The sequence below is a fragment of the Fusibacter paucivorans genome (genome assembly GCF_018390735.1).
Taxonomy (GTDB): Bacteria; Bacillota; Clostridia; order Peptostreptococcales; family Acidaminobacteraceae; genus Fusibacter; species Fusibacter paucivorans.
On record NZ_JAHBCL010000003.1, the window covers coordinates 47,734 to 68,797 of the forward strand.

Consider the following 21,064-nt stretch of genomic DNA (forward strand, 5'->3'; position numbering starts at 1 on the left):
CAAGCGAAGCACACGCAATCGATCGATACAGCTTTCGAACGGTTGCTAATAATAAATATTGATTTCACAGCCATAATATTTCGTAAACCGATCGGCAAAACGCATGGCTGATTGAATATCCAGTTCTGGATAGCTGTCGGCAATCGCTTTAATGTAAACAGCATCTGATTTAGCTTCAATTGCCAGCGATTTAATCGTACCGACTTCCGAACGGTCAAGCTGCTCTGCGAGCTGCAGTAAAATCGAAAGTTTTTGGAGTTTCTTGACAGATTCTTCACCCAAACGCCCTTCAATATCGCGTACGCGATCTTTAAGCTGGCTTTCCCGGTGATTCCCTACCAGAAACGCGACGGCAATGTTTTCATGATAACTGAGACCATCTATTTTACTGTTTAGCAGCAAATACATGCCGTGAACGTGGTGATCGTAATAACCAATATGCATGCCCACATCATGCAGCATCGCCGCAGCACTTAAAAGCCGTCTGTCCTGTGCATCAAAGTCATGAATCGTCTGCATCTGGTCAAACAATGAAAGCGCCAGCGCTTTCACGTGGACAGCATGTGGGATATTGGCGCTGTACAATCTCAGCAAATTATACTTGCTGTGTCTTAATACATCGGGAACAATCATCGGCTCACCAATCGTCTCTAGGTAATAGGCAAAGAAATACCCCTCCCGAAGGCCATTGCTGCTAATGGTTAACGAAGGACTGTTTAGCATTTTTTGAAGGACTCTGAGCGGCATCATGCCCATGGTCATGATATCGGCACGCCGTTTGTTGATTCCTTCTATTTTATCGAGATCTTTCGGTTCGGTTGCATGAATGCGCTCAAAAACAGCATTCAGCTCCGCCGCCGTCATTTGATAGTTGTGCATGATTTCACCGGAATAACGGTTCATGTTTCGATCAACTTTTCCAAGTGTTCTGATAACACCGCCAAGGCCAATAATCGGCAAATCTTTTGCATTTTTTAACCACGGTATCTTTTTAAACAACTTCAGCAGGAACGCTTCACAAAGTTCAATCTGTTTGCGTCTGTTCTTATCGGCTTTAAAGTGTTCTGTGAGAATGACAGAGCCATATGGTATACTGATGGCATTGACGAGCCGCCGACGTCTGACGAGTATAATTTCAGTACTCCCGCCGCCAATATCGACAAGAACCGCATCTTCAAATGCAATGGAGTTCACCACACCCAAATAGTCGTAATAAGCTTCTTCTTCACCAGATAAAACGCGAAATTTCAGACCTGTTTCCCGGTGAACGCGTTCGATGAATTCACGCTGATTCTTAGCAAGCCTTACAGCCGCCGTACTGAGTGCGTGCACTTCCTGTACTTCATATACTTTTAGCAAACTCGAAAAATAATCAAGCGCTTTAATCGTTCGCGATACGGGGTCATCTTTGAGTAGACCATCACCGTTAAGTCCCTCGCTGAGACGCACCATCTCCTTTGCCTGATCGTAGACGGCATAGCCTCCCTGAGTATTAATGCCCATAATGTTCATGCGTACGGAGTTCGAACCTAAATCTATGATCGCCAGTTTTTGCTTCAATTTAATCACATTCTTTCTTTCAGAGCGTTAATAAAGGTTTGGTCGTCGTCATATGACAGCGTTTTCAGCACATCTTGCGCTGACATTGCCGTTTCCTTGTCAGTGGTTTTACGGACATAGTGACCATCGGACTTCAGGCGCCATGCCTTTTTTGTATCTGCGAGTTCGAGCTCCAAAATTAATCGAATGCGTTCTGCAATAACCGGATCTTCAATCGGAAAAAGCAGCTCAACACGTCTATTGAGATTCCGAGTCATCCAGTCCGCGCTGGAAAGATAAATCTCCGAATTGTGATCATTCAGGAAATAGTAAACACGCGAGTGTTCGAGGAATTCGCCAACAATACTCGTAACGGAAACGGTTTCACTGAGCCCCTTCACACCAGGTACCAATGTGCATATACCTCTGACAATTAACTCTATTTTAACACCTTTTTGTGCTGCTTCATACAATTTCCGAACGATTTCTTCATCGACGAGTGAGTTCATTTTTGCAATAATATGTCCTTTTTTGCCCTGTTCAGCATTCATGCGCTCGCGATCAATGAGTTTGATAAAGTGTTCGCGCATCTGATACGGTGCGACTGTCAGCGTGTGTGTCTGAATAGACTGTGTAAAACCTGAGATCATGTTGAAAAAAACACTGGCATCCACGCCGATACTCTCTTTGCAAGTGAACAGTCCCATATCCGTATAGAGTTTTGCAGTCTGGTCGTTGTAATTGCCCGTTCCAAGATGAACATAGCGTTTAATCTTCTGCTTTTCACGCCTGACGATCAGCGTGATTTTCGAGTGTGTTTTAAGCCCGTATAACCCATAAATAACATGTGCACCTTTTTGTTCCAGTTTTTTTGCCCAGTTAATATTATTTTCTTCATCAAAACGCGCCATGAGCTCTACCAGCACGGTCACTTGCTTGCCTTTTTCTGCGGCGTCTCCAAGTGCCTTGATAATCTCCGAATTACCGCTGACGCGGTACAGCGTCTGCTTAATAGCGAGCACGTTGTCGTCTTTGCTCGCCTGCTTAATAAAATTGACGACATAATCAAAGCTCTCATAAGGATGATGAATAAAGATGTCGCGCTCCCTGATACTTTTAAAAATATTTTTTTTCGCCATATATGGCAATGAACGCGGCGCATAGCGTTCAGCTGAAAGTTTTTGCTTATCACCAGAGGGACTAAAGCGAAACCAAAGTGTTTTATCAATAATACCAGTGGTATAAAACACTTGATTATCTTTAACTTGAAGCGATGTCATAATGACATTAAGGAGCCACGCATCAGAATGTGCTTCAATTTCAAGTCGAATCACCTCTCCCCACTTTCGGCTTTTCACCGCTTCTTCAATGACATCCAGCAAATCCTCTGCGCCTTCTTCAATGAGATTGATATCACCATTTCGCGTAATGCGAAAAATACAGCTGCTCAACACTTCAAACCCGCTAAACAACTGATTTAAAAAGAGCGTGATCACATCTTCAAGCAGGCAGTAACGCTGTTCTGTATGCTCAGAGGGCAGTGCAACAAACCGATCAATTCCCGTTGGCACTTGTACAAGCGCAAGGCGATAGATTCCATCCACCATTAGTTTGATGGCTATGTAAGTACTCTTATTGGCAATGAGCGGAAAAGGTCTGCCAAAATCGACCCCCATTGGGGTCAATACAGGAAAGACATTGATATCAAAAAAAACTTTAAGCGCTTTCAAATCCGAAAGCGTCAGTGATTTGCGGTCAATCAGGTGAATGCCAAAAGTGCTAATATCTTCCAAGCAGCGTCGTTCAATGGCCTCCTGCAGCTTCGTCAGTCTGTTAACTTCTACATGAATCGCGTCGAATACCTCTTGCGGCCGCATATCTGACGGATCGAGGCCATTGTAACCAACTTTAATCTGATCGAGAATTGTCGCATCACGTACCATAAAGAACTCATCCAGATTGGATGAGAAAATAGCACAAAACTTTAAGCGTTCCAGTATAGGGCGATTGGGAAGATCGGCCTCCCGAACCACGCGTTCATTAAATTTAAGCCAGCTGAGTTCTCGATTAAAATACATAAGGTTAACTCCTCAATTCTACTTCTATATCAAATGTCTGCAAAAAGACGTCTGCCGCCTTTTCAAAATACCACTCTTCAAGCGCCATATCATAAATGCCGTCGACATACAGTTTCATGCGGCTTTCGTTCAATTTAATATTTTTAATGTGGACACGCTGTGTCATACCCGCATCCAGTGCATAGGCGATGCCGAGGATCGCAGCCATTCGATTGACGCGTGTATTGAATGCATTTTCTCCCGCTAATTTCGTCTTTGATATTTGAAGGAGTTCTCGGCCGATCAGCTGCTTGCAAACCAGTGCGACGAGCAAGTGCTCCGCTTTTGAAATGCCTATAATCCGAAGCTGATTGATACGGTCATAAGTTACCTTTTCAAAATTGGAAGCATTGGCATATTTTCCGATATCCAGCAAAATAGCACTCAGCCTCAGCAAGAGCGCATCTCGATCGTCTAGTCGATAAGGCTCTTTCATCAGTGAAAAAATCGACATTGCCGTCTTTTCCATATACTTAATGTGCTTTTCTGAGCACTTGTAACGCCTGCTCATAGCATATGCCAATTGAATGGCATCCTGATCAACAGTGGACTTTAGTGATGTCCGCCGCTCAATCGCTTCAAGAATGATCCCGTCTCTCAACGAAACTTCCGGGATTAGCAGCGCAGTCGCTTTGCTCCATGACAAAATACTGTGAACGATGAGCACATTGATTAAAAACTCATACCAATCGAGTTCCAGCGCTTCAACTTCCTTGCGAAAAGTCTGATGATCATAAACAGACCGCTCATAGAGTTTTTCAAATTCCTTCTTAGAAATCTTAACCGCACCTTTAAAGAACTTTTCCCTTAACTGCCCTGAAAAACTGCCCATGTAGACAAAATGCTTCAATTGTTTTTGCTCAATTCCGGCCTTGAGCGGCGACGCCTTGACATTAATAAAGAGACTCATTTCGTAAGGATAGTTAACGGTCAAGTGTTCGAGTTCACCGAGCAGCGATTTCATCGCCTTTGTGCCGAGTTCAATTTCATCATTTTTCACCAGTTTGTTTCGATGATAAATACTGACATCGCAAGTGCCGGAATTGACGGAGACCAGCAGGCTGCTCCGCCGCAGCGCTCGATAGTCCTCCACTTGTTCGCCAAGCGATTTGTAAATAAGGCCCTTCTCCATTGACTCTTCCAGCACTTCAAACAGTAATCCCGTCTTCATTTGAATAATATCGAGAATTTGAAGACCATTGACAGCTTTTTCTACAGCGCTCGTTGCAACTGCTTCATATTCGTCCACCTCATAAGTGGACATCGCCGTCCCGAAGTGCATCAAAATTCGAATGATTTCATTCAGAGTTTCTTTCTTGATGACAAAATCTTCAAAAATGTCATTCCCAAGTGCAATCGGTTCTGAAATGTTCTCTAAAATCTGAACTTGTTTGCCAGAACGTTGAATGATTTTTAATTTTAAGGCATTTGAGCCCATGACAATTGCTGTATAAATGGATTGTTTCATCGTTTGCCCACCAGAGCTCCTTTGTTTTACAGTTTAATGGTTACATTTTTTCCTTTTTTCCATTATAACGAATCCCAAAGGCGTTCGCCTACGAATTTACTTGAATTTAACAAAAGCGCCATAGGACTCTATTGAGACTCACTATGGCGCGGCTTCTCTTATGCTTTGATTTTTTTCGGCTTACACAGCTTATTGTCATCGTTGGATGCGCGGCCACATTTCTTACAAATATATTTTGGCGATTTTACAAGCTCTGAATACGCCTTAAAATGTGTTTCCATATAGTCATCATCAACGAGTTTGCACAAAGTCTTGCCCATATTGTCACTCCCTTCATCAATTAACAGCGGTTTCAAATAATAATTCAAGACGCTCAAGCAGTTCGTTGAAGCCAAGTGCACGATATCGGCACTGCCCGTCTCCTGAAAGCTCAAAAAAGTGATTAATTTCATCAGAAGGCGCTAAATAATAACGGCCATGATCACCGACTTCATCTCTAAAGTCAAACCCCAATGCATACTTCCAGTGATGGGTAAAATCGAGCCCCATTTTTTTAATATCGTCTGATAAAAAAAATAATATTTCACCTTGATCCTCTGCCTGATACTTTGTCACCAATTTATAATGAGGATCATAGGCAATCTTTTCAGGATCAAATTCAATTTTAAATCGATGAATCTTCGGAACAAGTCTTAACGCAGACGGCAATAGCCAGCGCACATCAGAATTCTTTAAATTAAAATCCAACTCTGTATTGTAATCCTGAAGTGTAATATGTTCAAGAGCAATGTGTTTCCCGCTGAGGAGTCCCGTCAGGTAACGCCTTCGAATGCTGTCAATCACATTGAGCGTGAAAATAAAGTGATCCACATCGGAATCAAATCCCGTTTCAGGCGGCACAGCCTGTGTATTCATCGACGCATATCTGGAAACGACATAAGTCGACAATTCTTCTACGGCATCAAACAAAAGCATTTGACGTTCCTGCTGATGTTCTTGAACAAAGGCAAAAAATGCCTTTCCATCAATATACTTGCCATAGATTGAAAAGGATTCTGTTTGTTCACCAAGTCCCGCTTTCGTAAACTGGCTTACAAATTTCGGACGACTCAGCACTTGCGTCAACTGCCAAAGATGTACGTCATCGTCTACGCCGTCGTTTAAAATTTCATCGGCTGGCAGGATTTGCCTGAGCGGCGATATTTCATTAAACGACAGCCCGCGCCTTTCTGCTAACGACCGTAAACACTTTAGATCAAGGTTGAACAAGGGAATGTCCTCTAGGTATTTAACATAACCCACCATTTAAGCCTCCTTTACTGAGTCAAGGTTAATACATTATTACCCTTCTTAACGGCAGGATTCACAGTTTTTTTCATATTTTTTAACAATATCCGTCACCATCGTCTGGACAGGGCAAATGGTGCACCAAGAGCGCGGCATATAGAGTATCGCCAAGAGCATTCCGACTATTGTCGATGAAAACATAATGGAATACAGCCTGTAACTCAAGTGCAAAACGACTGGCGATGCGGTAATCTCCCAGAGCTGCGGCAGCTGAAACGGCACCCGAATGAACATTAAAAAACGTACAGACGCCATTGGTGCCATGCTGCCATTTGCCACATTCAGTGTCGATAGGACAACCATCATTAAGTTGACACAGAAGAAGGTAATAATATACCGTCGCGTCTTTGGCGATCGCAACGCTTTGGGAATTGGCCGTTTTAAAGAAATCGGCGTCATGATCTTCATAAAAAACCGTGATCTCGGACAGTAACTGCGGCACCACAGGTTTTTATGCGACCGCAACGCCAAAATAAATGGTGTCATCATGCAAACAAGTCCTAGCCATGCAAAGACAATATTGATTATACTAAGTGCAAAAAAAGCAATGGTGCCGACGAATAAATAATCATAAGGGTTTTTAACAATGCGTTCTCGCATGCTTTCAATCATATTTCCACCTCCTGTTGCCCCCCTGGAAAGGGGGTATGGACATTTTATCAAGCACCATCACATTCGTCAACCACCGAACCGTTTCATTTCAGACCGATCGTGATGTACTGCCCGTTGCTATGTCCTGTCAACATTTAGTCATTTTTACGATAAAACAATGCCGCCCCCTTTTATTCGCCCTTAAAAAAAGGTTCAAAATACGCACGTATTGAACGTACCATTTCCTTGTAAAACGGCGCACTGTGCTTGCGTTTATAAAAAGCCTCCACACTGCCGTCCGATGTAAAATGTTCTGAAAACATTGCTTTTATGGATTCATCAGACAACGTCTCATAACGCTCCGAAAAGACGACATAGGACTTGTCGAATCGTTTGCGCAGTACAGGCTTATGCTCATAGCGCCCAAAGACAATCAGCGTTGCAGGTATCGTATAATCCGGCAAACCAAAATGTGCCGATACCGTTTCTTTATGCTCTAAAATATCACCAATGTAACAAGTACCGATGCCCATGCTCTCTGCTGCAATGACAGCATTTTGTGCCGCAATCATCGCATCCTGCATGCCGAGCACTAAATCAGTCGGCGTTGGCCCATCATAGCCAAGGCTTCTATCCAGGCCATTCAGCTCATAAAAGCGATGCCATTTTTGATAGTCGACAACCACAATCAGTGCAAACGCAGCCGATTCTATAAACGGCTGGTTGTCACACCAGACCGCCAGCTTGGACAAGTTTTCTTTTGAGCGAACATCAATCAGACTGTAGAGCATCATATTACCAGCCGTTGCACCTCTCATTGCCGATTCGATAATCGCATCTATTTCTGCATCCGTTAAGGGCATTCCGTTGAATTTTCGAATAGACGTATGGTCCTTCATGATTTTAATCGTTTCATTCATGTGTTCGCCTCCCTTTCATTTTTTCACCAGTATCAGAATGATTTGATGCCTTGCCACTTTTTAGATTCAAAATCAATTATGCGCAAAGTATCACCACTTATGCAGCACATCGTCAAAACTCAGGATCAATCCGAAATAATTACCGCAGTTCCGGATGCCGTTACCATCAGCATATTGCCGCCTTGCCCCAGTACTTCATAGTCCATGTCTACGCCGACAACAGCATTGCATCCCAGCTGTTCAGCCCTGCTCTCAAGTTCGGCAATTGCCGTCTCACGTGCTTTAATGAGCTCACCCTCATATGAATTTGATCTACCGCCAAAAAAATTAGTCAGGCCTGCTGAAAAATCTTTTAGAAAATCAACACCTGAAATCACTTCGCCAAAGATAACACCTTTATAAGCGACAATCTTTTTGCCTTCTACATTTGGTGTGGTTGTAATAATCATAATCAATGCCTCCTTATTAAAAAATAGTTTGTCTTTCGAATGACTTTACCTTGCCGTTAATCCTGCATTCTTTCATGCATCATCTTTCAATACAGCATTACACACTTAATAACACAACGCCGCAAAATGTAGCGCCAATCCCAATCAGTTTCATTTTCGTCTTGTTTTCCTGTAAAAACCGAATACCGATAACCCCACTAATGACAATGCTCAATTGACGAATTGGCGCAATTAAGCTCACAGGCGCATAACGCATTGCAAATAGGATGAGCAAATATGAAAATGGCGACAGCACAGCTACAATCAACGCATCCCGCCAATTTGCCTTTGCCGTTTCTTTAAGTTTTGCAATATCTTTAAAAGCCACTGGCATCAGCAACAATGATCGGCCAAGATTATTGACAAAATCCAATACAAAGGGCGACACGCCCGCATTTGCAATCGCAATCTTGTCAATGAGCGTATAAGATGAAACCATAAGTCCGCATACGATGGCATAGCACACAGAAGCTGCCATTTTATCACCACCGCGAAAACTCAATCCAGAGAGTGCAAACGTCCCCGCAACGATTATGGCAACACCTGCAAATTGTAAAGCCGTCAACTGCTCGTGCAGCAGGACAATGGCAATCAGCACAGTAACAGCCGGCGCCAGCCCACGTGCCACAGGATAAATGATGGATAAATCGCCAAATTGATACGCCTTGTCCAACGCCAGAAAATACAAAAAATGAAAACCAAAACTCCCTGCGCACATCAAAGATGTCTTCATGGTTGGAAACGTCCAGTCCATCGTCATCATGTATGGCAAATACAGCGCCACAGTGATCGTCGTAAACAGCCACATAAAACGTATGCCGCCGTTTGACCGCTTAAGTGCAAAATTCCAATAGGCATGACAAAAAGTTGAGAAAACAACTAACCCAAGTGAAAATGCATTCATATATTCCCCTCGCTTTCCGTTTAATAAAGCCATTGCATTATTCCAATTTTAAGCTTACGACCACAATCTTTATTTTTTTCATGAGACAAAAAATTTAAAGATTGTGGTGAAAGATCAATTTAAGGCTATTCTGCAATTTCCTTACATGATAATATAAAGGAGAATATCTATAAAGCGCATATTGTAGATGGTATTTATCGAATATATCAATATTTAAGGAGCACTGTATGTATCTTTTAGGAATCGAAGCTTTTCTGGCAATTATCGAAAACGGCAGTCTCTCAAAAGCTGCCGGAATGCTGCATCTATCCCAGTCTTCCGTCAGCCATCGCCTTAAGATACTAGAAGGCGAACTAGGATTTAAACTCATTGAACGACATCCGGGCGTTCGAGGGATCACGATCACAGAACGCGGTCGCGCCTTTATTGCCATCGCTGAAAAATCAGTACGCATCGAAAAAGAAATTGAGGATATTAGAACACTTGCAACCGTCACCACGCTCAATATCGGAACAGCAGACAGCATCAGTCTCTACCTGCTTCCCAATCTCTACCAAACCATCCGACACAACCTGCTGAATGTTCAGCCTAAGATCATCACACAGCATACTTTAGAAACCTATGCACAAATCAAATCCGGCGACATAGACGTCGGTTTTGTCAAGCGTGCATTTGATATGCCCGGCGTCATTGTCACTAAAATAATCGAAGAAGAGATGGTCCTCGTTCGCTACGGAAAGCCGTCTGAGAATCTAAAGGCGATTCACCCCTGCGACCTTGATCACACCAATGAAATTTTCATGGACTGGGGGTATCAATATCAGCTCTGGCACGACGGACACTGGCTGTCAACAACACCTGCATACCACGTCGATGCCGCCCATTTAATCTTTATGCTCTTTGACAGCGATAAGCAGTGGAGCATTGTTCCGCGATCTGTTTTCAAAGCAATGAACGCTTCCGGTCCGTATTATGAACAGACACTGACTTCAAAACCGCCAAATAGGACTTGCTACCTGATTAAACATTCACATTTAAAAGCCAATAAGGTTCCTGTCGTCAGCTTTATCGAACAGTACTGCCGTCAGCACTTTTAGAACCAGCCATCACTTTCGCGTTAGGCCATCCGCTTTTTAAGCGCCTCAGCAAATATCGCCGCCGCTTTCAAATCAGAATCATTTGGCCGCCCCTTATTCATGCCGCCGAGCACTTTTAAGAAACTGTTGGTATTAAATCCTCTACAGTGAAATTCGTCCAGAATCTCGTAACCCTTTGACAGGAGAACTGTTCGAAGTGCCGCATGGTCACTTTGCAGCTTTTCTTCACCGACGATAGCACTCGTGGAAAAAATAAAAGCTTTCTTCCCACTGACAACCGGCAGTTTTTCAGCAAAGCGGATAAGCGGCGCATAGTGCCTCCCGCTGTCAATTCCCGCACCAAAACCAATGATGTCATATGCCGCCAGTGTTTCATCTGCTGCATTTTCCGTCGAAACCACTTTTGCCGCTAAAACCTTCGCCATTGCCTCTGCCACTTTTGCCGTATTCAAGTGATGGTAAGAATGAACAATAACCAGTGCTTTCATTTTCGCAAACTCCTTTCTCGCATGACCGCCATGTTCAGAGAAGTACCGCTTGCTTTACATAAACGCGGCGAATAACCCCACGTCAAGAGAACAGCAACTGCAGCTCCACCTCTGATAGTTTCGAAATAAATGTTTCACCCGGCTTGATAAAATCATCAATTAATTGCTGCTTTTGCTGCTGCAGCTTTTGAATTTTTTCTTCGATCGTATTTTGAGCAATTAGTTTGATAACGTGAACATTTTGAACCTGCCCAATGCGATGCGCACGATCCGTCGCCTGTTGCTCAACGGCAGGATTCCACCACGGGTCAAAGTGAATCACGGTATCTGCACCAATCAGGTTTAGCCCTGTCCCCCCAGCTTTAAGCGATATTAGAAATACACTCCGCTCACCGCTGTTAAACCGATCCACCAATGTCATACGATCTTCCGGCGACGTCTTGCCGTCCATATAAAAATAAGATTGGTGAATCGTCGCTTTAATCAATCTCAAGACAGAAGTAAACTGAGAAAATACCAATACACTGTGTCCACCCTCGGACAATTGATCAAGCGTTTCAACCAGCGCGTCAAGTTTGCCGCTTCCGCCATGATAATCATCAAGGTACGCGCCGGGATGGCAGCAAATCTGCCGCAGACGCGTCAGACCCGCAAGCATGCGAATGCGATTAACATCGCCACCTTGTCCAAACTCTCCTCTCAATCGTGATAGTGTTGCATGGTACAGCAATTTTTGTTCTTCTGTCATCCCTACATAAACATGACTTTCAAATTTATCCGGCAATTCCTTTAAAACATCCCTTTTAATACGCCTTAAAATAAACGGCGTAATAAGCTGCTTCAATTCTGCTTGAGCCGTTTCACGCTGTTCTCCGGCAAGCGGCTTTTCAAAAGCCTGTTTAAAATAACTCCGGCTGCCGAGGTGTTTTGGCAATATGAAGTCAAAGATAGACCAGAGCTCCCCTAAGTTATTCTCAATCGGCGTTCCCGTTACGGCAAAACGATGGTCAGCCGTAAGCTGTTTGACTACTTTCGCACCAAGAGATCCTTCGTTTTTAATATGTTGTGCTTCATCGAGTATAACACTGAAAAAGCGCTCCGCTTCGTATAAGTGCAAATCACGACGTAAACTGCCGTAAGACGTAATCCAAATCATCGATTGGCTGTTTGTCACAATGCGCTTGCGATCATCTTGCGAACCAACGACCACATCATATGTGAGCCCCTTTGTGAATTTCTCGATTTCATGCCCCCAATTGTATATCAGTGATGTCGGCGCCACAATGAGGGTGCGCTTTCCTTTTAACGCCTGCCGCTGATCCATCAGATACGCAAGAATTTGGAGCGTTTTACCCAACCCCATATCATCGGCCAGTATACCGCCGAGATTAAGTTTTGAAAGACTGGACAGCCACTGTACGCCTCTAATTTGATAAGGTCTTAAAACCTGCATCAACGCATCCGGTAATTTAACGGGTTCTTCGTTGAGTGCTTGAATGCGGGCAAAAAAGGCATCAATCGTTTCTCTGCCTTCATCCTGTAATTTATCACCTAGATAATAAGCTGCTGAAAGCGGCAGCATTAGCGGCTTGCCTAAGGCGCTCTGCTTAATGCCAAAATGTGAAATTGTTTGATCCAATACGTCTAAATTCAGTTTTTCAAGCGATAGGTAAGCACCATTTTTTAACAGATAGTACTGTTTATGTTCTCGATATGCTTTTAGAATTCTTTTTAGTTCCTCTTGAGAAACGCCTTCCAAGTCTGCATGAAATTCCAGATAGTCCAGTTTCTCGCTAATGCGAACGCGCTGTGTCAGCTGTGCGGGCTCAATAACGCGTTTGCGCTTAAACCGTTTCGTCGAGTAGACCTGTATCTCCTGCAACCATTCCCGCAGCGTTGTCGCGAGAAAATCGTAAATGTGCTGTTCCCGAATAATGCGATACGTATCGACGACCGGTAAAAACACCTCGCTGTCAAAACGCGCCAAGAAACGAATTTCTGCTTCATGATCCCGTATACAAAGTTGGCCGTTTGGCCTATTTTCAAATTTCTGCGACAACGGATTAAATCGCACCTCACCGTACTGACAAATGGGTTTAATGTGAACTGCTTTTTCTTTATAGTCGATGTAAACCTGACATTGCATTGACGCGTCAATTAAGTGCGTTTTCAGGCTTTCACCGTATACGACAGTGCCAACGCGTTTAAGTGCAGGGATTATGGTATCCAACACGCGCTGAGCATGCACCATTGGCACTTTCGGAAATTGATCGTTCGCCATTAATATCATAAAGATCTTTTGCAGTCTATAGGGAATCTTATAAAGCTGATTTTCACGGTTCCTTAAAAAGAAACCCTCTGTGTCCGCAAATTCAAATTGTTCAAAGAGCGTCGTCCCAATGGTTATGTATGTCGACTCGCTTTCAATATCAAAAGTGAGCGCAGGCAATTGGTCCTCAATATGAATACGCTTCTCCGTAACTTTCTCGTAGATTGGGATATCAAACGCCATACAGAGATCAATAAACTGTCTAAAGCGATAACTCGTCATACGCAATTTCTGCTTGTGCACCATTTCCGTCTTATAGAGCACCTGATCCCCTACGAGATCTTGGACAAACTCAAAAAGCTGCAACTCCCGATTGGCAATGCAGTGTTTTTGAGGATTAAAGGTAAAAGACTTACCGTAATAGATTTCTGTTCCGTTGACAAAAGCTTCCGCGAAACCCGGAACATCTTTAATATTATACAATTGAGAAGTTCCAATTTTTAATGAAAGCGCTACTGGAAACGCCTCACATTTGAGCCATTCTATGTACGCCCTGAGCCGTATCGGCATCATATCATAGCGCTTTTTAATGTCTTCAAAAGCCGTGATAAACCGCAGCGCTTTAACATCTTCGACGATCGCTTTCGCTTCTCTAAAAGAAGTCTCAGCATCTTCTGCATGGGTTATCTCACCGTAATGCTCGGCCTCAACGATGGTATGATCGCTAAACGGCCACGGCAGTTCTTCCGAATCCACTCTCCTCAGCAAATCGCCGTCTTCTGTAATTTGAAGCAAGACAGCAGTACAATGTTCACATATTTTCTTGCTGAGGCCTACGCGCTGACAGGAACAGCGATAGTGCAGAAGTTCTCCCAGTTTGCTGAATGTCAAACTGACATCAAAAGCGCCGCGGTCTTCAACCAGTGCACGCATATGTGTCGCATTTAAGCCCTCGACGATATGGACGCCTGACCGCCGGAATATTTCATAGCCCATGAGCCATATTTCCTGACTGTCAACAATCTGCTTAATCAAAGGCTTGCTTAAATTATATTTCATGATTAAATCGCCACCATTCTCATCGGATCTACTGCTATCCCCTACACTTATCTTATCAAAATAAACATGTTGATAAAAGTAACCGCTTAAAAGTTTATACCCATTCTAAAACACATTATTAACGCTTTTATGGATAATCCTCCTGTAGCATCGCGCTTCATTGGTCGTTTTCCGCAAAATATGACAAAAAATTAAAGAGCACCTGCGCGTTGACGGACGCGGGTGCTCTTGTATCGGAGGATTGGGGAAATATCAAATTACTTATTCGCAAGTTGGTGCGCCACTTCAATAATCCAGTCTTCCTGACCGCCGACGGCTTTCTTCTTGCCGAGTTCGATCAAGACGTCACGGGCATCGACCCCAAATCGGTTGGCGGCATTGCGAGCATGCAGCATAAAGCTAGAATAGACGCCTGCATAACCAATAATGAGGGAATCGGAATTCATACGCGGAAGCGGTTTTTGATGCGCTTCTAAAATCGGAATCAACACTTTATCGCCAGCATCAATAATACTGTACAAATCAACATTTTTAGGAATGTCAAGTCGCTCCAAAACAGCAACCAGCGCTTCAGTCGGACAATTGCCCGCACCGGCACCTAGGCCGATGAGTGATCCGTCCAAATAGTCTGCTCCCGCCTCATAAGCCTTAACGCTATTGGCAACCGCCAAGCCGAGATTGTTATGGGAATGATGTCCAACCGGCACCTTTAAATGCGATTTGAGATAAGCCACTTTTTCAAATACCTCATCCGGCAGCATTGCACCGGCAGAGTCGGTAACATAGACCACATCAGCGCCATAGCTTTCCATCTTTTGCGCTTCTTGCAGAATAATTTCCTTTGATGCCATATGCGACATCATTAAAAAGCCCACTGTAAAGAGTCCCATTTTCTTAGCGGCTTTAATATGCTGCTCAGCAACATCCGCTTCCGTTACATGGGTTGCAACGCGAACCGCTTTGACCCCAGCTTCACGTACAGCTTCTAGATCTTCAATCAAGCCGATCCCCGGTACGAGAAGCACCGTCAGTTTTGCATTTTTAAGAACCCCGGCAACCGCTTTAACGTATTCGAGATCTGTATGCGCCGCAAAACCATAATTCAGCGATTGACCGTTCAAGCCATCGCCGTGACCGATTTCAATCAGGTCAATGCCCGCTTCATCAAGTGCCATGGCAATTTTCTTCATGTCCTCAAGAGAATACTGATGTGAAACCGAGTGACTGCCGTCTCGCAGTGTTGTATCCGTTAACATAACTTTCCGCATCTATTTCACCCCCAGTTTCTTAACGGCATAGTGTTCAGCGACCTCTATTGCTGCTGCATTGATAATATCGAGATTCCCTGCGTAAACCGGCAGGAAATCACCGAGGCCTTCAACCTGAATCATCGTCGTCACGATGTCGTCTTTAATGATTGGCGCCATGAGCAGCGTATAGCCCGGTACATATTTTTTAAGTTTTTCAACCATCGCTTCAACACTTTTGGTAATCAGGTCAATATCCGGATTTTTGACTTTTGTATAAATCGTATTGCGCATATAAATTGGCGGTTCAGCTGGATTTAGGACAATAATGACTTTTGCCTTGTCCGCACCGGCCACTTTTTCAAGCGCATGTTTGGTCGTCTCGGTAAATTCATCAATATTTTGACGCGTTCCCGGTCCGGCGCTTTTACTGGAAACCGATGAAATAACTTCAGCATAGCTAACATCTGCCACAGCGTTAATAGCTGCTGCGATGGGCACAGTCGCTTGGCCGCCGCAGGTTACCATATTGAGGTTTTCATGCGTCAAAAGATCATCATCCAAGTTGACCGCCGGAACGACATAAGGCCCTACTGCTGCCGGCGTCAAATCCAGCGCGAAAATACCTTTTTCCTTTAATAGCGGTGCATGCTTTAAATGTGGTCCCGCACCGGTTGAATCGAAGACGATATCCACATCATCGCGCTTCAACAAATCGTCTATCCCATTCGTCGTCACATCAATGCCCTCTTGGCGGGCAATTTCCGTCCCTTGGGATTCCTTAATGCCAACCACCATCACGAGTTCCAGATAGGGATTGCGCTTAATCTTATATAACAGATCCGTGCCGATATTGCCCGGACCGATAATCGCTACTTTTGCTTTTTTCATGTTCTCTCCTTATATCATGACAACGCTATGACTGACGGTCACAAACAATTGCGCTGTGATAAGTTATTGTGCCTTTAGAGATTATTAGAGAATGTTCTGCCGTTACAATCACTCTCACAAACACGCATGCGTTTACAAACCGCCATACACTCGCAAGCTGTCATGTTTTCTTAATGACACTAGACAAACGTCGCCGTCACGGTGCCAAGTTCTGAAAACGTCGCTTTAAAAGTATCGCCTTTGGCAGCTGGAACGGCAGCCGATAGCGCACCTGATAAAACGACTTCACCTTTTTTCAGCGGCACGCCATAAGTCGACATTTTATTGGCCAGCCACGCAACGCAGTAAGCAGGGTGACCAAGCGCCGCACTGCCTTCACCACTGTTGACAAGTACATCGTTTTTATAAAGTGACATCTCGATCGCCCTAAGATCTGTTTGCTTGGGATCAACGCGTTTTGATGCCAAAACATAACGTCCTGAAGAAGCATTATCTGCGATGGTATCTGCGATTTTGATCTTCCAGTCACGAATGCGGCTGTCGACAATTTCAAAAGAAGCAACTACATAATCAGTTGCCTCTAAAACCGCTTCAACCGTCACTTCCGGTCCCATCAAGTCTTCTTTCAGTACAAAGGCAATCTCCGCCTCTACACGCGGTTGAAGCAGCGTATCACTTTTAAATTCACCGTTTTTGCTAATCATCGTATCAAGCAAATAGCCAAAATCAGGTGTGTTGACGCCAAACATATCCTGCATTGGTTTCGACGTCAATCCGATCTTTTTACCGACAATCTTCATGCCCTCTGCACATTTCGCATCAATGTTAATCTTTTGAATCTCATAGGAATCCGCTTCTTGGAGCGAATCGGTCTCAGAGAGCGGTTCAATGGGTTTTACTTCGATTTCAGCCTGTCTCAGCATCATTGCGAGCTGTGCAATTTTTTCTTTTGTAAGCATGGTCGCCTCCTATAATTCGTTATTGCCGAACTGCGTTCTGACTATTTGGTTTAAATAGAGCAGGCTAAATGCCTGCACTATTGAATATAACCAATTTTTTTTGATATTTCCTGTGCCGCGATTTTTATGCGTTCGATAATCATCGCCGTCTTTTCATCCGTCATCCGTTGTATCGGCCCCGAGACGCTGATACTATACTTCACATGGCCTTCATGATTGTAGATCGGTGCACCAACACACTTAAGGCCTTCGACATTTTCTTCGAGGTCAAGTGCGTAACCATTATGCCTCACTTCGTCAATCTCTGCCAAAATAGCTTCTTTAGAAGTTTTCGTGGTCTTCGTATACTGCGGCAGAACATCCGGCAGCAAGCGTTCGATGGCCTCATCAGTATAATCGGATAAAATCGATTTTCCAATTGCCGTGCAATAAGCATGATACCGCGTCCCAATAGATGTAAAAATTCGTATCGACTGATTGGATTCCATTTTGTCGATATAGACGATTTCCTTACCGTCTAGGACACCGAGATGCACCGTTTCGTTCACCTCATCACACAATTGTCGTATAACTGGTTCTGCAACTTTTCGAACATCAAGGCTTTTTAAGACCTGCGCCGCATAGTGTACAAGGTTCAATCCAAGTCGGTATTTTTGATTTTCCTCATTTTGGTCAATAAGACCACCATCCTTGAGCGTATTAATAATGCCGTGGATCGTACTTTTATTGAGATCTAACATATCTGCAATCTCCGTCAATTTGAGTTCAGAATGCCTTTCTGAAAAACAATTGAGGATTTTAATCGCACGTTCGATTGATTGAACTTTTCCCGCTGCTGCCATAATCTTTGCCTCGTTAACTAAATTTTCCCTTTTATCTTAACATAGATCATCCGTCAAATAAAGGGCTATTCTTGGCTAAGGAACAAATCGACCAAGTCGTTAAACTTCTTAGTTTGTTCAATCTGCGTCCAGTGACCGCAAAGGCCGAAGACATGGAGTTCCGAATTCTTAATGAGGTTGTTTAAACGCACGGAGTTCTCCAGAGGAATAACGGCATCTTCGCGTCCGTGAACAATTAATGTCTTATGCGGTATCGTCTTGATCAGCGCTTCATCATGTGCCATCGCTTTAACGCTAAATTGTCTAGGCCATGGGAACATGGAAGAGAACGCTTCTTGGAAGCCCGGCTCAACACTGGCATGATAGCGCATTTCTGCAAGCTGGTCAGAAAGAAAAGATTTGTCGACGACAAAGAGATCCAGTACTTTTGCCATCGTTTCAACAGACGGTTCATAACCCCATACGAAATCCAGACCGTACGTAATTGGGAAATCAACACCCATCGCACCCATTAGAACGATTTTTCGCACGCGTTCCGGATGATGGATCGCTAGTGCCAGTGCCATGGAACCGCCAAAGGAATTGCCAACGACATCCGTTTTTTCAATCCCCATGGCATCGAGAAAATCAATTGCCTGTTTCATCCAGACATCCATGCTGTACACAATGCCTTCCGGCCTTTCCGTATAACCAAAACCCACCATATCCGGCGCCAGAACACGTCGTTTATCAGAGAGCACCGGCAATACCAATCGCCAGTTTGCCCATGCGGAGACCCCCGGTCCGGAACCATGAATCAACAGCAGCGGAAAACCTTCACCGTAATCATGATAATTGGTCATGAAATCGCCGGTTTTAATTGATTTTGAAATTTCATCTCTTTGATTTTGCATTGTAATCCTCCTTGCTTGATTTATAAATAAATTTTGTACACGCTAAAATCATACAATCCACATGACTGTCTGTGGCATAAAGGTAATGAGCATCAGTGCGGCAATCAGCGCTATGAGATATGGCAGCGTCTGCAACGAGACCGCCTGTATACTCGTATCAAAAACACGCGCCGATGTAAACAACGTAATGCCAAAAGGCGGTGTCAACATGCCAATGGCGAGGTTCGTCGCTAAGATAATGCCAAAATGGACGGGATCAATCCCCAGCGCCTTTGCAATCGGCAGCGCAATCGGCACCAGTATATATTGTATAGAACCCGATTCCATAAACATGCCGGCAATGAGTACAATGCCATTGAGCAGCAACAGGATCAGCACTTTGCTTTGCGTCAATCCCAGAACAGAGTTAAGAATGGTCTGAGGAATTTTCACATAAACCATCACCCATGCAAATAATGCCGCCGCAGCCATAATAATCATAATACCCGCAGTTGAAATCGCCGAACCCAGAAAAATGGATGGCAAATCTTTAAATGACATTTCTTTATAAACAAAAATCCCGATGATAATCGAATATACTACGGCAACAACTGCCGATTCTGTTGGTGTAAAAATACCTGCAAAGACGCCGCCGACGATAATAATAGGCGTTCCAAGTGCCCATGCAGAATCAATAAACGCTTTGAATCCTTTCGGTTTCAATGCTTGTGCTTCTAGACCGCTGTCTTCTAATGCAGCAGCGTCAACCGCTGCGATTTCAGCTGCTTTTGACATATAGTCACGCTTTTTCGCAATCAGATATGTTGGTAAGATCAATGCAATGCCCATGATGACCCCTGCTGGAATCCCCACTTTATACATATCTGCAACAGAAACTTTTGCGAGCACGGCGTAGATAATGTATGCAATACTCGGCGGAATAATGATACCGATCGGACTCGCTGCTGCGACGACCGTTGCACTAAATGCAGGGTCATAACCGGCCTTTTTCATGCCCACCAATGTAACAGAACCAATGGCAGCCGCAGTGGCGATACCACTGCCTGAAATCGCCGCAAAAAACATACAGGCAATAACAGCTACGATCCCCATGCCGCCATGAATATTCCCGACAAAACCGCTGACCATGTTGACGATTCGCTTGGCAATGCCGCCGCGGTTCATCAGATCACCTGCCAAGATAAAAAATGGAACTGCCAGCAGCGCCGCCGAATCAATGCCGGCAAATAATTTCTGAATAATAACAACACTTTGAATATCATTAAATGCAATAAATAGCCATGATGCCAGCCCCAGTGCGACGACAATCGGCGCACCTAGCACCAATAAGAGCAGTGCGGTAATAAATAGAATACCTCCCATTACTGCACCTCCCGTTTAACGAGTAAATTTAGGATATAGACGATCACCTGAAATACCGATATGGCAAAGGCGACGGTAAAAATGCTGTAAACATATGCCATTGGAACACGCATATTCGTCGACACCTGTGTCCCTGCAAGTGCCACCATATCCAGTGAAATCTTGACAACAACACCGAAAAATATCAAACTCAGCAACTGTTGAAAAATATAAAGATATTTTCGAAGCGACTCCGGCAGCATCATCTCCAGCGCACTGACATTAATGTGCTTATGCTGGCCTGCAAGCATCGCCGAGCCTACCATAACCATGGCGATATTCGTATAACGCGTTAATTCCTCTGTCCAGTGAAGCCCCGTCTGAAAAACATATCGAAGCAAGACTTGACCAAAATACGTAATCGTCATTAAACCGAAACAAAATACCAAGAAATAACCGCTGATTTTATTCAGCCAATGACTCAATTTATTGATAAAAACCAATGCCGGCCTCCTTATACACTATGGAAACCTCAGCGTCCTCCTTCGCGCTGTCAATATGTGATTATTCATTAAGTATGTGCACGCAGCAAAGACGCTGAGCT

19 protein-coding genes are annotated in these 21,064 nt (G+C 44.0%); 1 reads left to right on the plus strand and 18 read right to left on the minus strand.

All coding sequences use genetic code 11. From position 1 onward, the window contains the following. Window positions 1-45: 45 nt before the first annotated feature. From KHM83_RS02400 to KHM83_RS02440, 9 genes are all read right to left on the minus strand, one after another. Window positions 46-1,560, minus strand: a complete 1,515-nt coding sequence (locus tag KHM83_RS02400) for a Ppx/GppA phosphatase family protein (RefSeq protein WP_213235315.1) — start codon at window positions 1,558-1,560, stop codon at window positions 46-48. A 5-nt stretch (window positions 1,561-1,565) separates the two neighbouring features. Then, window positions 1,566-3,617, minus strand: coding sequence for a polyphosphate kinase 1 (gene ppk1 / locus KHM83_RS02405; protein WP_213235316.1), 2,052 nt, complete (start codon window positions 3,615-3,617; stop codon window positions 1,566-1,568). A gap of 4 nt (window positions 3,618-3,621) precedes the next feature. Beyond that, entirely contained in the window at window positions 3,622-5,124 is a 1,503-nt protein-coding gene (locus tag KHM83_RS02410; RefSeq protein ID WP_213235317.1) for a Ppx/GppA phosphatase family protein, read from the minus strand. Between the two features lie 158 nt (window positions 5,125-5,282). Further along, window positions 5,283-5,444, minus strand: coding sequence for a hypothetical protein (locus KHM83_RS02415; RefSeq protein WP_213235318.1), 162 nt, complete (start codon window positions 5,442-5,444; stop codon window positions 5,283-5,285). Window positions 5,445-5,460: 16 nt separating this feature from the next. Beyond that, window positions 5,461-6,429, minus strand: coding sequence for a hypothetical protein (locus KHM83_RS02420; protein WP_213235319.1), 969 nt, complete (start codon window positions 6,427-6,429; stop codon window positions 5,461-5,463). Between the two features lie 45 nt (window positions 6,430-6,474). Further along, window positions 6,475-7,083, minus strand: coding sequence for a hypothetical protein (locus tag KHM83_RS02425; protein ID WP_213235320.1), 609 nt, complete (start codon window positions 7,081-7,083; stop codon window positions 6,475-6,477). Between the two features lie 170 nt (window positions 7,084-7,253). Continuing rightward, complete coding sequence (locus tag KHM83_RS02430) at window positions 7,254-7,982, minus strand: nitroreductase family protein (RefSeq protein WP_213235321.1); 729 nt, start codon at window positions 7,980-7,982, stop codon at window positions 7,254-7,256. Window positions 7,983-8,107: 125 nt separating this feature from the next. Then, window positions 8,108-8,431 carry a putative heavy metal-binding protein gene (locus tag KHM83_RS02435; RefSeq protein ID WP_213235322.1) on the minus strand — a complete coding sequence of 108 codons (324 nt, stop codon included), beginning with the start codon at window positions 8,429-8,431 and terminating at the stop codon, window positions 8,108-8,110. 97 nt (window positions 8,432-8,528) lie between these two features. Beyond that, on the minus strand, window positions 8,529-9,374 hold the full coding sequence (locus tag KHM83_RS02440; protein WP_213235323.1) for a DMT family transporter: 846 nt from the start codon (window positions 9,372-9,374) through the stop codon (window positions 8,529-8,531). A 227-nt stretch (window positions 9,375-9,601) separates the two neighbouring features. On the opposite strand from KHM83_RS02440, the gene KHM83_RS02445 reads away from it, so the two are divergent. After that, window positions 9,602-10,471, plus strand: a complete 870-nt coding sequence (locus tag KHM83_RS02445; RefSeq protein WP_213235324.1) for a LysR family transcriptional regulator — start codon at window positions 9,602-9,604, stop codon at window positions 10,469-10,471. 20 nt (window positions 10,472-10,491) lie between these two features. Here the strand turns inward: KHM83_RS02445 and KHM83_RS02450 are convergent, their stop codons facing one another. The 9 genes from KHM83_RS02450 to KHM83_RS02490 form a co-directional block, all read right to left on the minus strand. Continuing rightward, window positions 10,492-10,959, minus strand: a complete 468-nt coding sequence (locus tag KHM83_RS02450; RefSeq protein WP_213235325.1) for a flavodoxin family protein — start codon at window positions 10,957-10,959, stop codon at window positions 10,492-10,494. Between the two features lie 82 nt (window positions 10,960-11,041). Continuing rightward, the gene (locus KHM83_RS02455; RefSeq protein WP_213235326.1) at window positions 11,042-14,287 is read right to left on the minus strand and encodes an SNF2-related protein; all 3,246 of its coding nucleotides are present in this window, start codon (window positions 14,285-14,287) and stop codon (window positions 11,042-11,044) included. A gap of 257 nt (window positions 14,288-14,544) precedes the next feature. After that, window positions 14,545-15,555, minus strand: a complete 1,011-nt coding sequence (gene dmpG / locus KHM83_RS02460; protein ID WP_213235327.1) for a 4-hydroxy-2-oxovalerate aldolase — start codon at window positions 15,553-15,555, stop codon at window positions 14,545-14,547. After that, a complete protein-coding gene (locus KHM83_RS02465) occupies window positions 15,556-16,425 on the minus strand; it encodes an acetaldehyde dehydrogenase (acetylating) (protein WP_213235328.1) in 870 nt (289 codons plus the stop codon). It lies immediately after the preceding gene. A gap of 179 nt (window positions 16,426-16,604) precedes the next feature. Next, window positions 16,605-17,384 (minus strand): 2-keto-4-pentenoate hydratase, encoded by a 780-nt coding sequence (locus KHM83_RS02470; RefSeq protein WP_246542834.1) that lies wholly within the window; start codon window positions 17,382-17,384, stop codon window positions 16,605-16,607. Window positions 17,385-17,461: 77 nt separating this feature from the next. Further along, on the minus strand, window positions 17,462-18,226 hold the full coding sequence (locus KHM83_RS02475; RefSeq protein WP_213235329.1) for an IclR family transcriptional regulator: 765 nt from the start codon (window positions 18,224-18,226) through the stop codon (window positions 17,462-17,464). Window positions 18,227-18,291: 65 nt separating this feature from the next. Beyond that, a complete protein-coding gene (locus KHM83_RS02480; RefSeq protein WP_213235330.1) occupies window positions 18,292-19,119 on the minus strand; it encodes an alpha/beta fold hydrolase in 828 nt (275 codons plus the stop codon). A 48-nt stretch (window positions 19,120-19,167) separates the two neighbouring features. Then, the gene (locus tag KHM83_RS02485; RefSeq protein ID WP_213235331.1) at window positions 19,168-20,481 is read right to left on the minus strand and encodes a TRAP transporter large permease; all 1,314 of its coding nucleotides are present in this window, start codon (window positions 20,479-20,481) and stop codon (window positions 19,168-19,170) included. Further along, on the minus strand, window positions 20,481-20,963 hold the full coding sequence (locus KHM83_RS02490) for a TRAP transporter small permease (protein WP_213235332.1): 483 nt from the start codon (window positions 20,961-20,963) through the stop codon (window positions 20,481-20,483). The genes KHM83_RS02485 and KHM83_RS02490 overlap by 1 nt, the downstream gene beginning before the upstream one ends. Between the last annotated feature and the right edge of the window lie 101 nt (window positions 20,964-21,064).

Bases quoted from the DNA above. Each gene is read 5' to 3' on its own strand.
- KHM83_RS02455 (WP_213235326.1), bottom strand. From the start codon at position 14,287: ATGAAATATAATTTAAGCAAGCCTTTGATTAAGCAGATTGTTGACAGT.
- KHM83_RS02425 (WP_213235320.1), bottom strand. From the start codon at position 7,083: ATGATTGAAAGCATGCGAGAACGCATTGTTAAAAACCCTTATGATTAT.
- KHM83_RS02440 (WP_213235323.1), bottom strand. From the start codon at position 9,374: ATGAATGCATTTTCACTTGGGTTAGTTGTTTTCTCAACTTTTTGTCAT.
- KHM83_RS02485 (WP_213235331.1), bottom strand. From the start codon at position 20,481: ATGGGAGGTATTCTATTTATTACCGCACTGCTCTTATTGGTGCTAGGT.
- KHM83_RS02445 (WP_213235324.1), top strand. From the start codon at position 9,602: ATGTATCTTTTAGGAATCGAAGCTTTTCTGGCAATTATCGAAAACGGC.
- KHM83_RS02435 (WP_213235322.1), bottom strand. From the start codon at position 8,431: ATGATTATTACAACCACACCAAATGTAGAAGGCAAAAAGATTGTCGCT.
- KHM83_RS02480 (WP_213235330.1), bottom strand. From the start codon at position 19,119: ATGCAAAATCAAAGAGATGAAATTTCAAAATCAATTAAAACCGGCGAT.
- KHM83_RS02465 (WP_213235328.1), bottom strand. From the start codon at position 16,425: ATGAAAAAAGCAAAAGTAGCGATTATCGGTCCGGGCAATATCGGCACG.
- KHM83_RS02420 (WP_213235319.1), bottom strand. From the start codon at position 6,429: ATGGTGGGTTATGTTAAATACCTAGAGGACATTCCCTTGTTCAACCTT.
- KHM83_RS02415 (WP_213235318.1), bottom strand. From the start codon at position 5,444: ATGGGCAAGACTTTGTGCAAACTCGTTGATGATGACTATATGGAAACA.
- dmpG (WP_213235327.1), bottom strand. From the start codon at position 15,555: ATGCGGAAAGTTATGTTAACGGATACAACACTGCGAGACGGCAGTCAC.
- KHM83_RS02475 (WP_213235329.1), bottom strand. From the start codon at position 18,226: ATGGCAGCAGCGGGAAAAGTTCAATCAATCGAACGTGCGATTAAAATC.
- KHM83_RS02430 (WP_213235321.1), bottom strand. From the start codon at position 7,982: ATGAATGAAACGATTAAAATCATGAAGGACCATACGTCTATTCGAAAA.
- ppk1 (WP_213235316.1), bottom strand. From the start codon at position 3,617: ATGTATTTTAATCGAGAACTCAGCTGGCTTAAATTTAATGAACGCGTG.
- KHM83_RS02450 (WP_213235325.1), bottom strand. From the start codon at position 10,959: ATGAAAGCACTGGTTATTGTTCATTCTTACCATCACTTGAATACGGCA.
- KHM83_RS02410 (WP_213235317.1), bottom strand. From the start codon at position 5,124: ATGAAACAATCCATTTATACAGCAATTGTCATGGGCTCAAATGCCTTA.
- KHM83_RS02470 (WP_246542834.1), bottom strand. From the start codon at position 17,384: ATGCTTACAAAAGAAAAAATTGCACAGCTCGCAATGATGCTGAGACAG.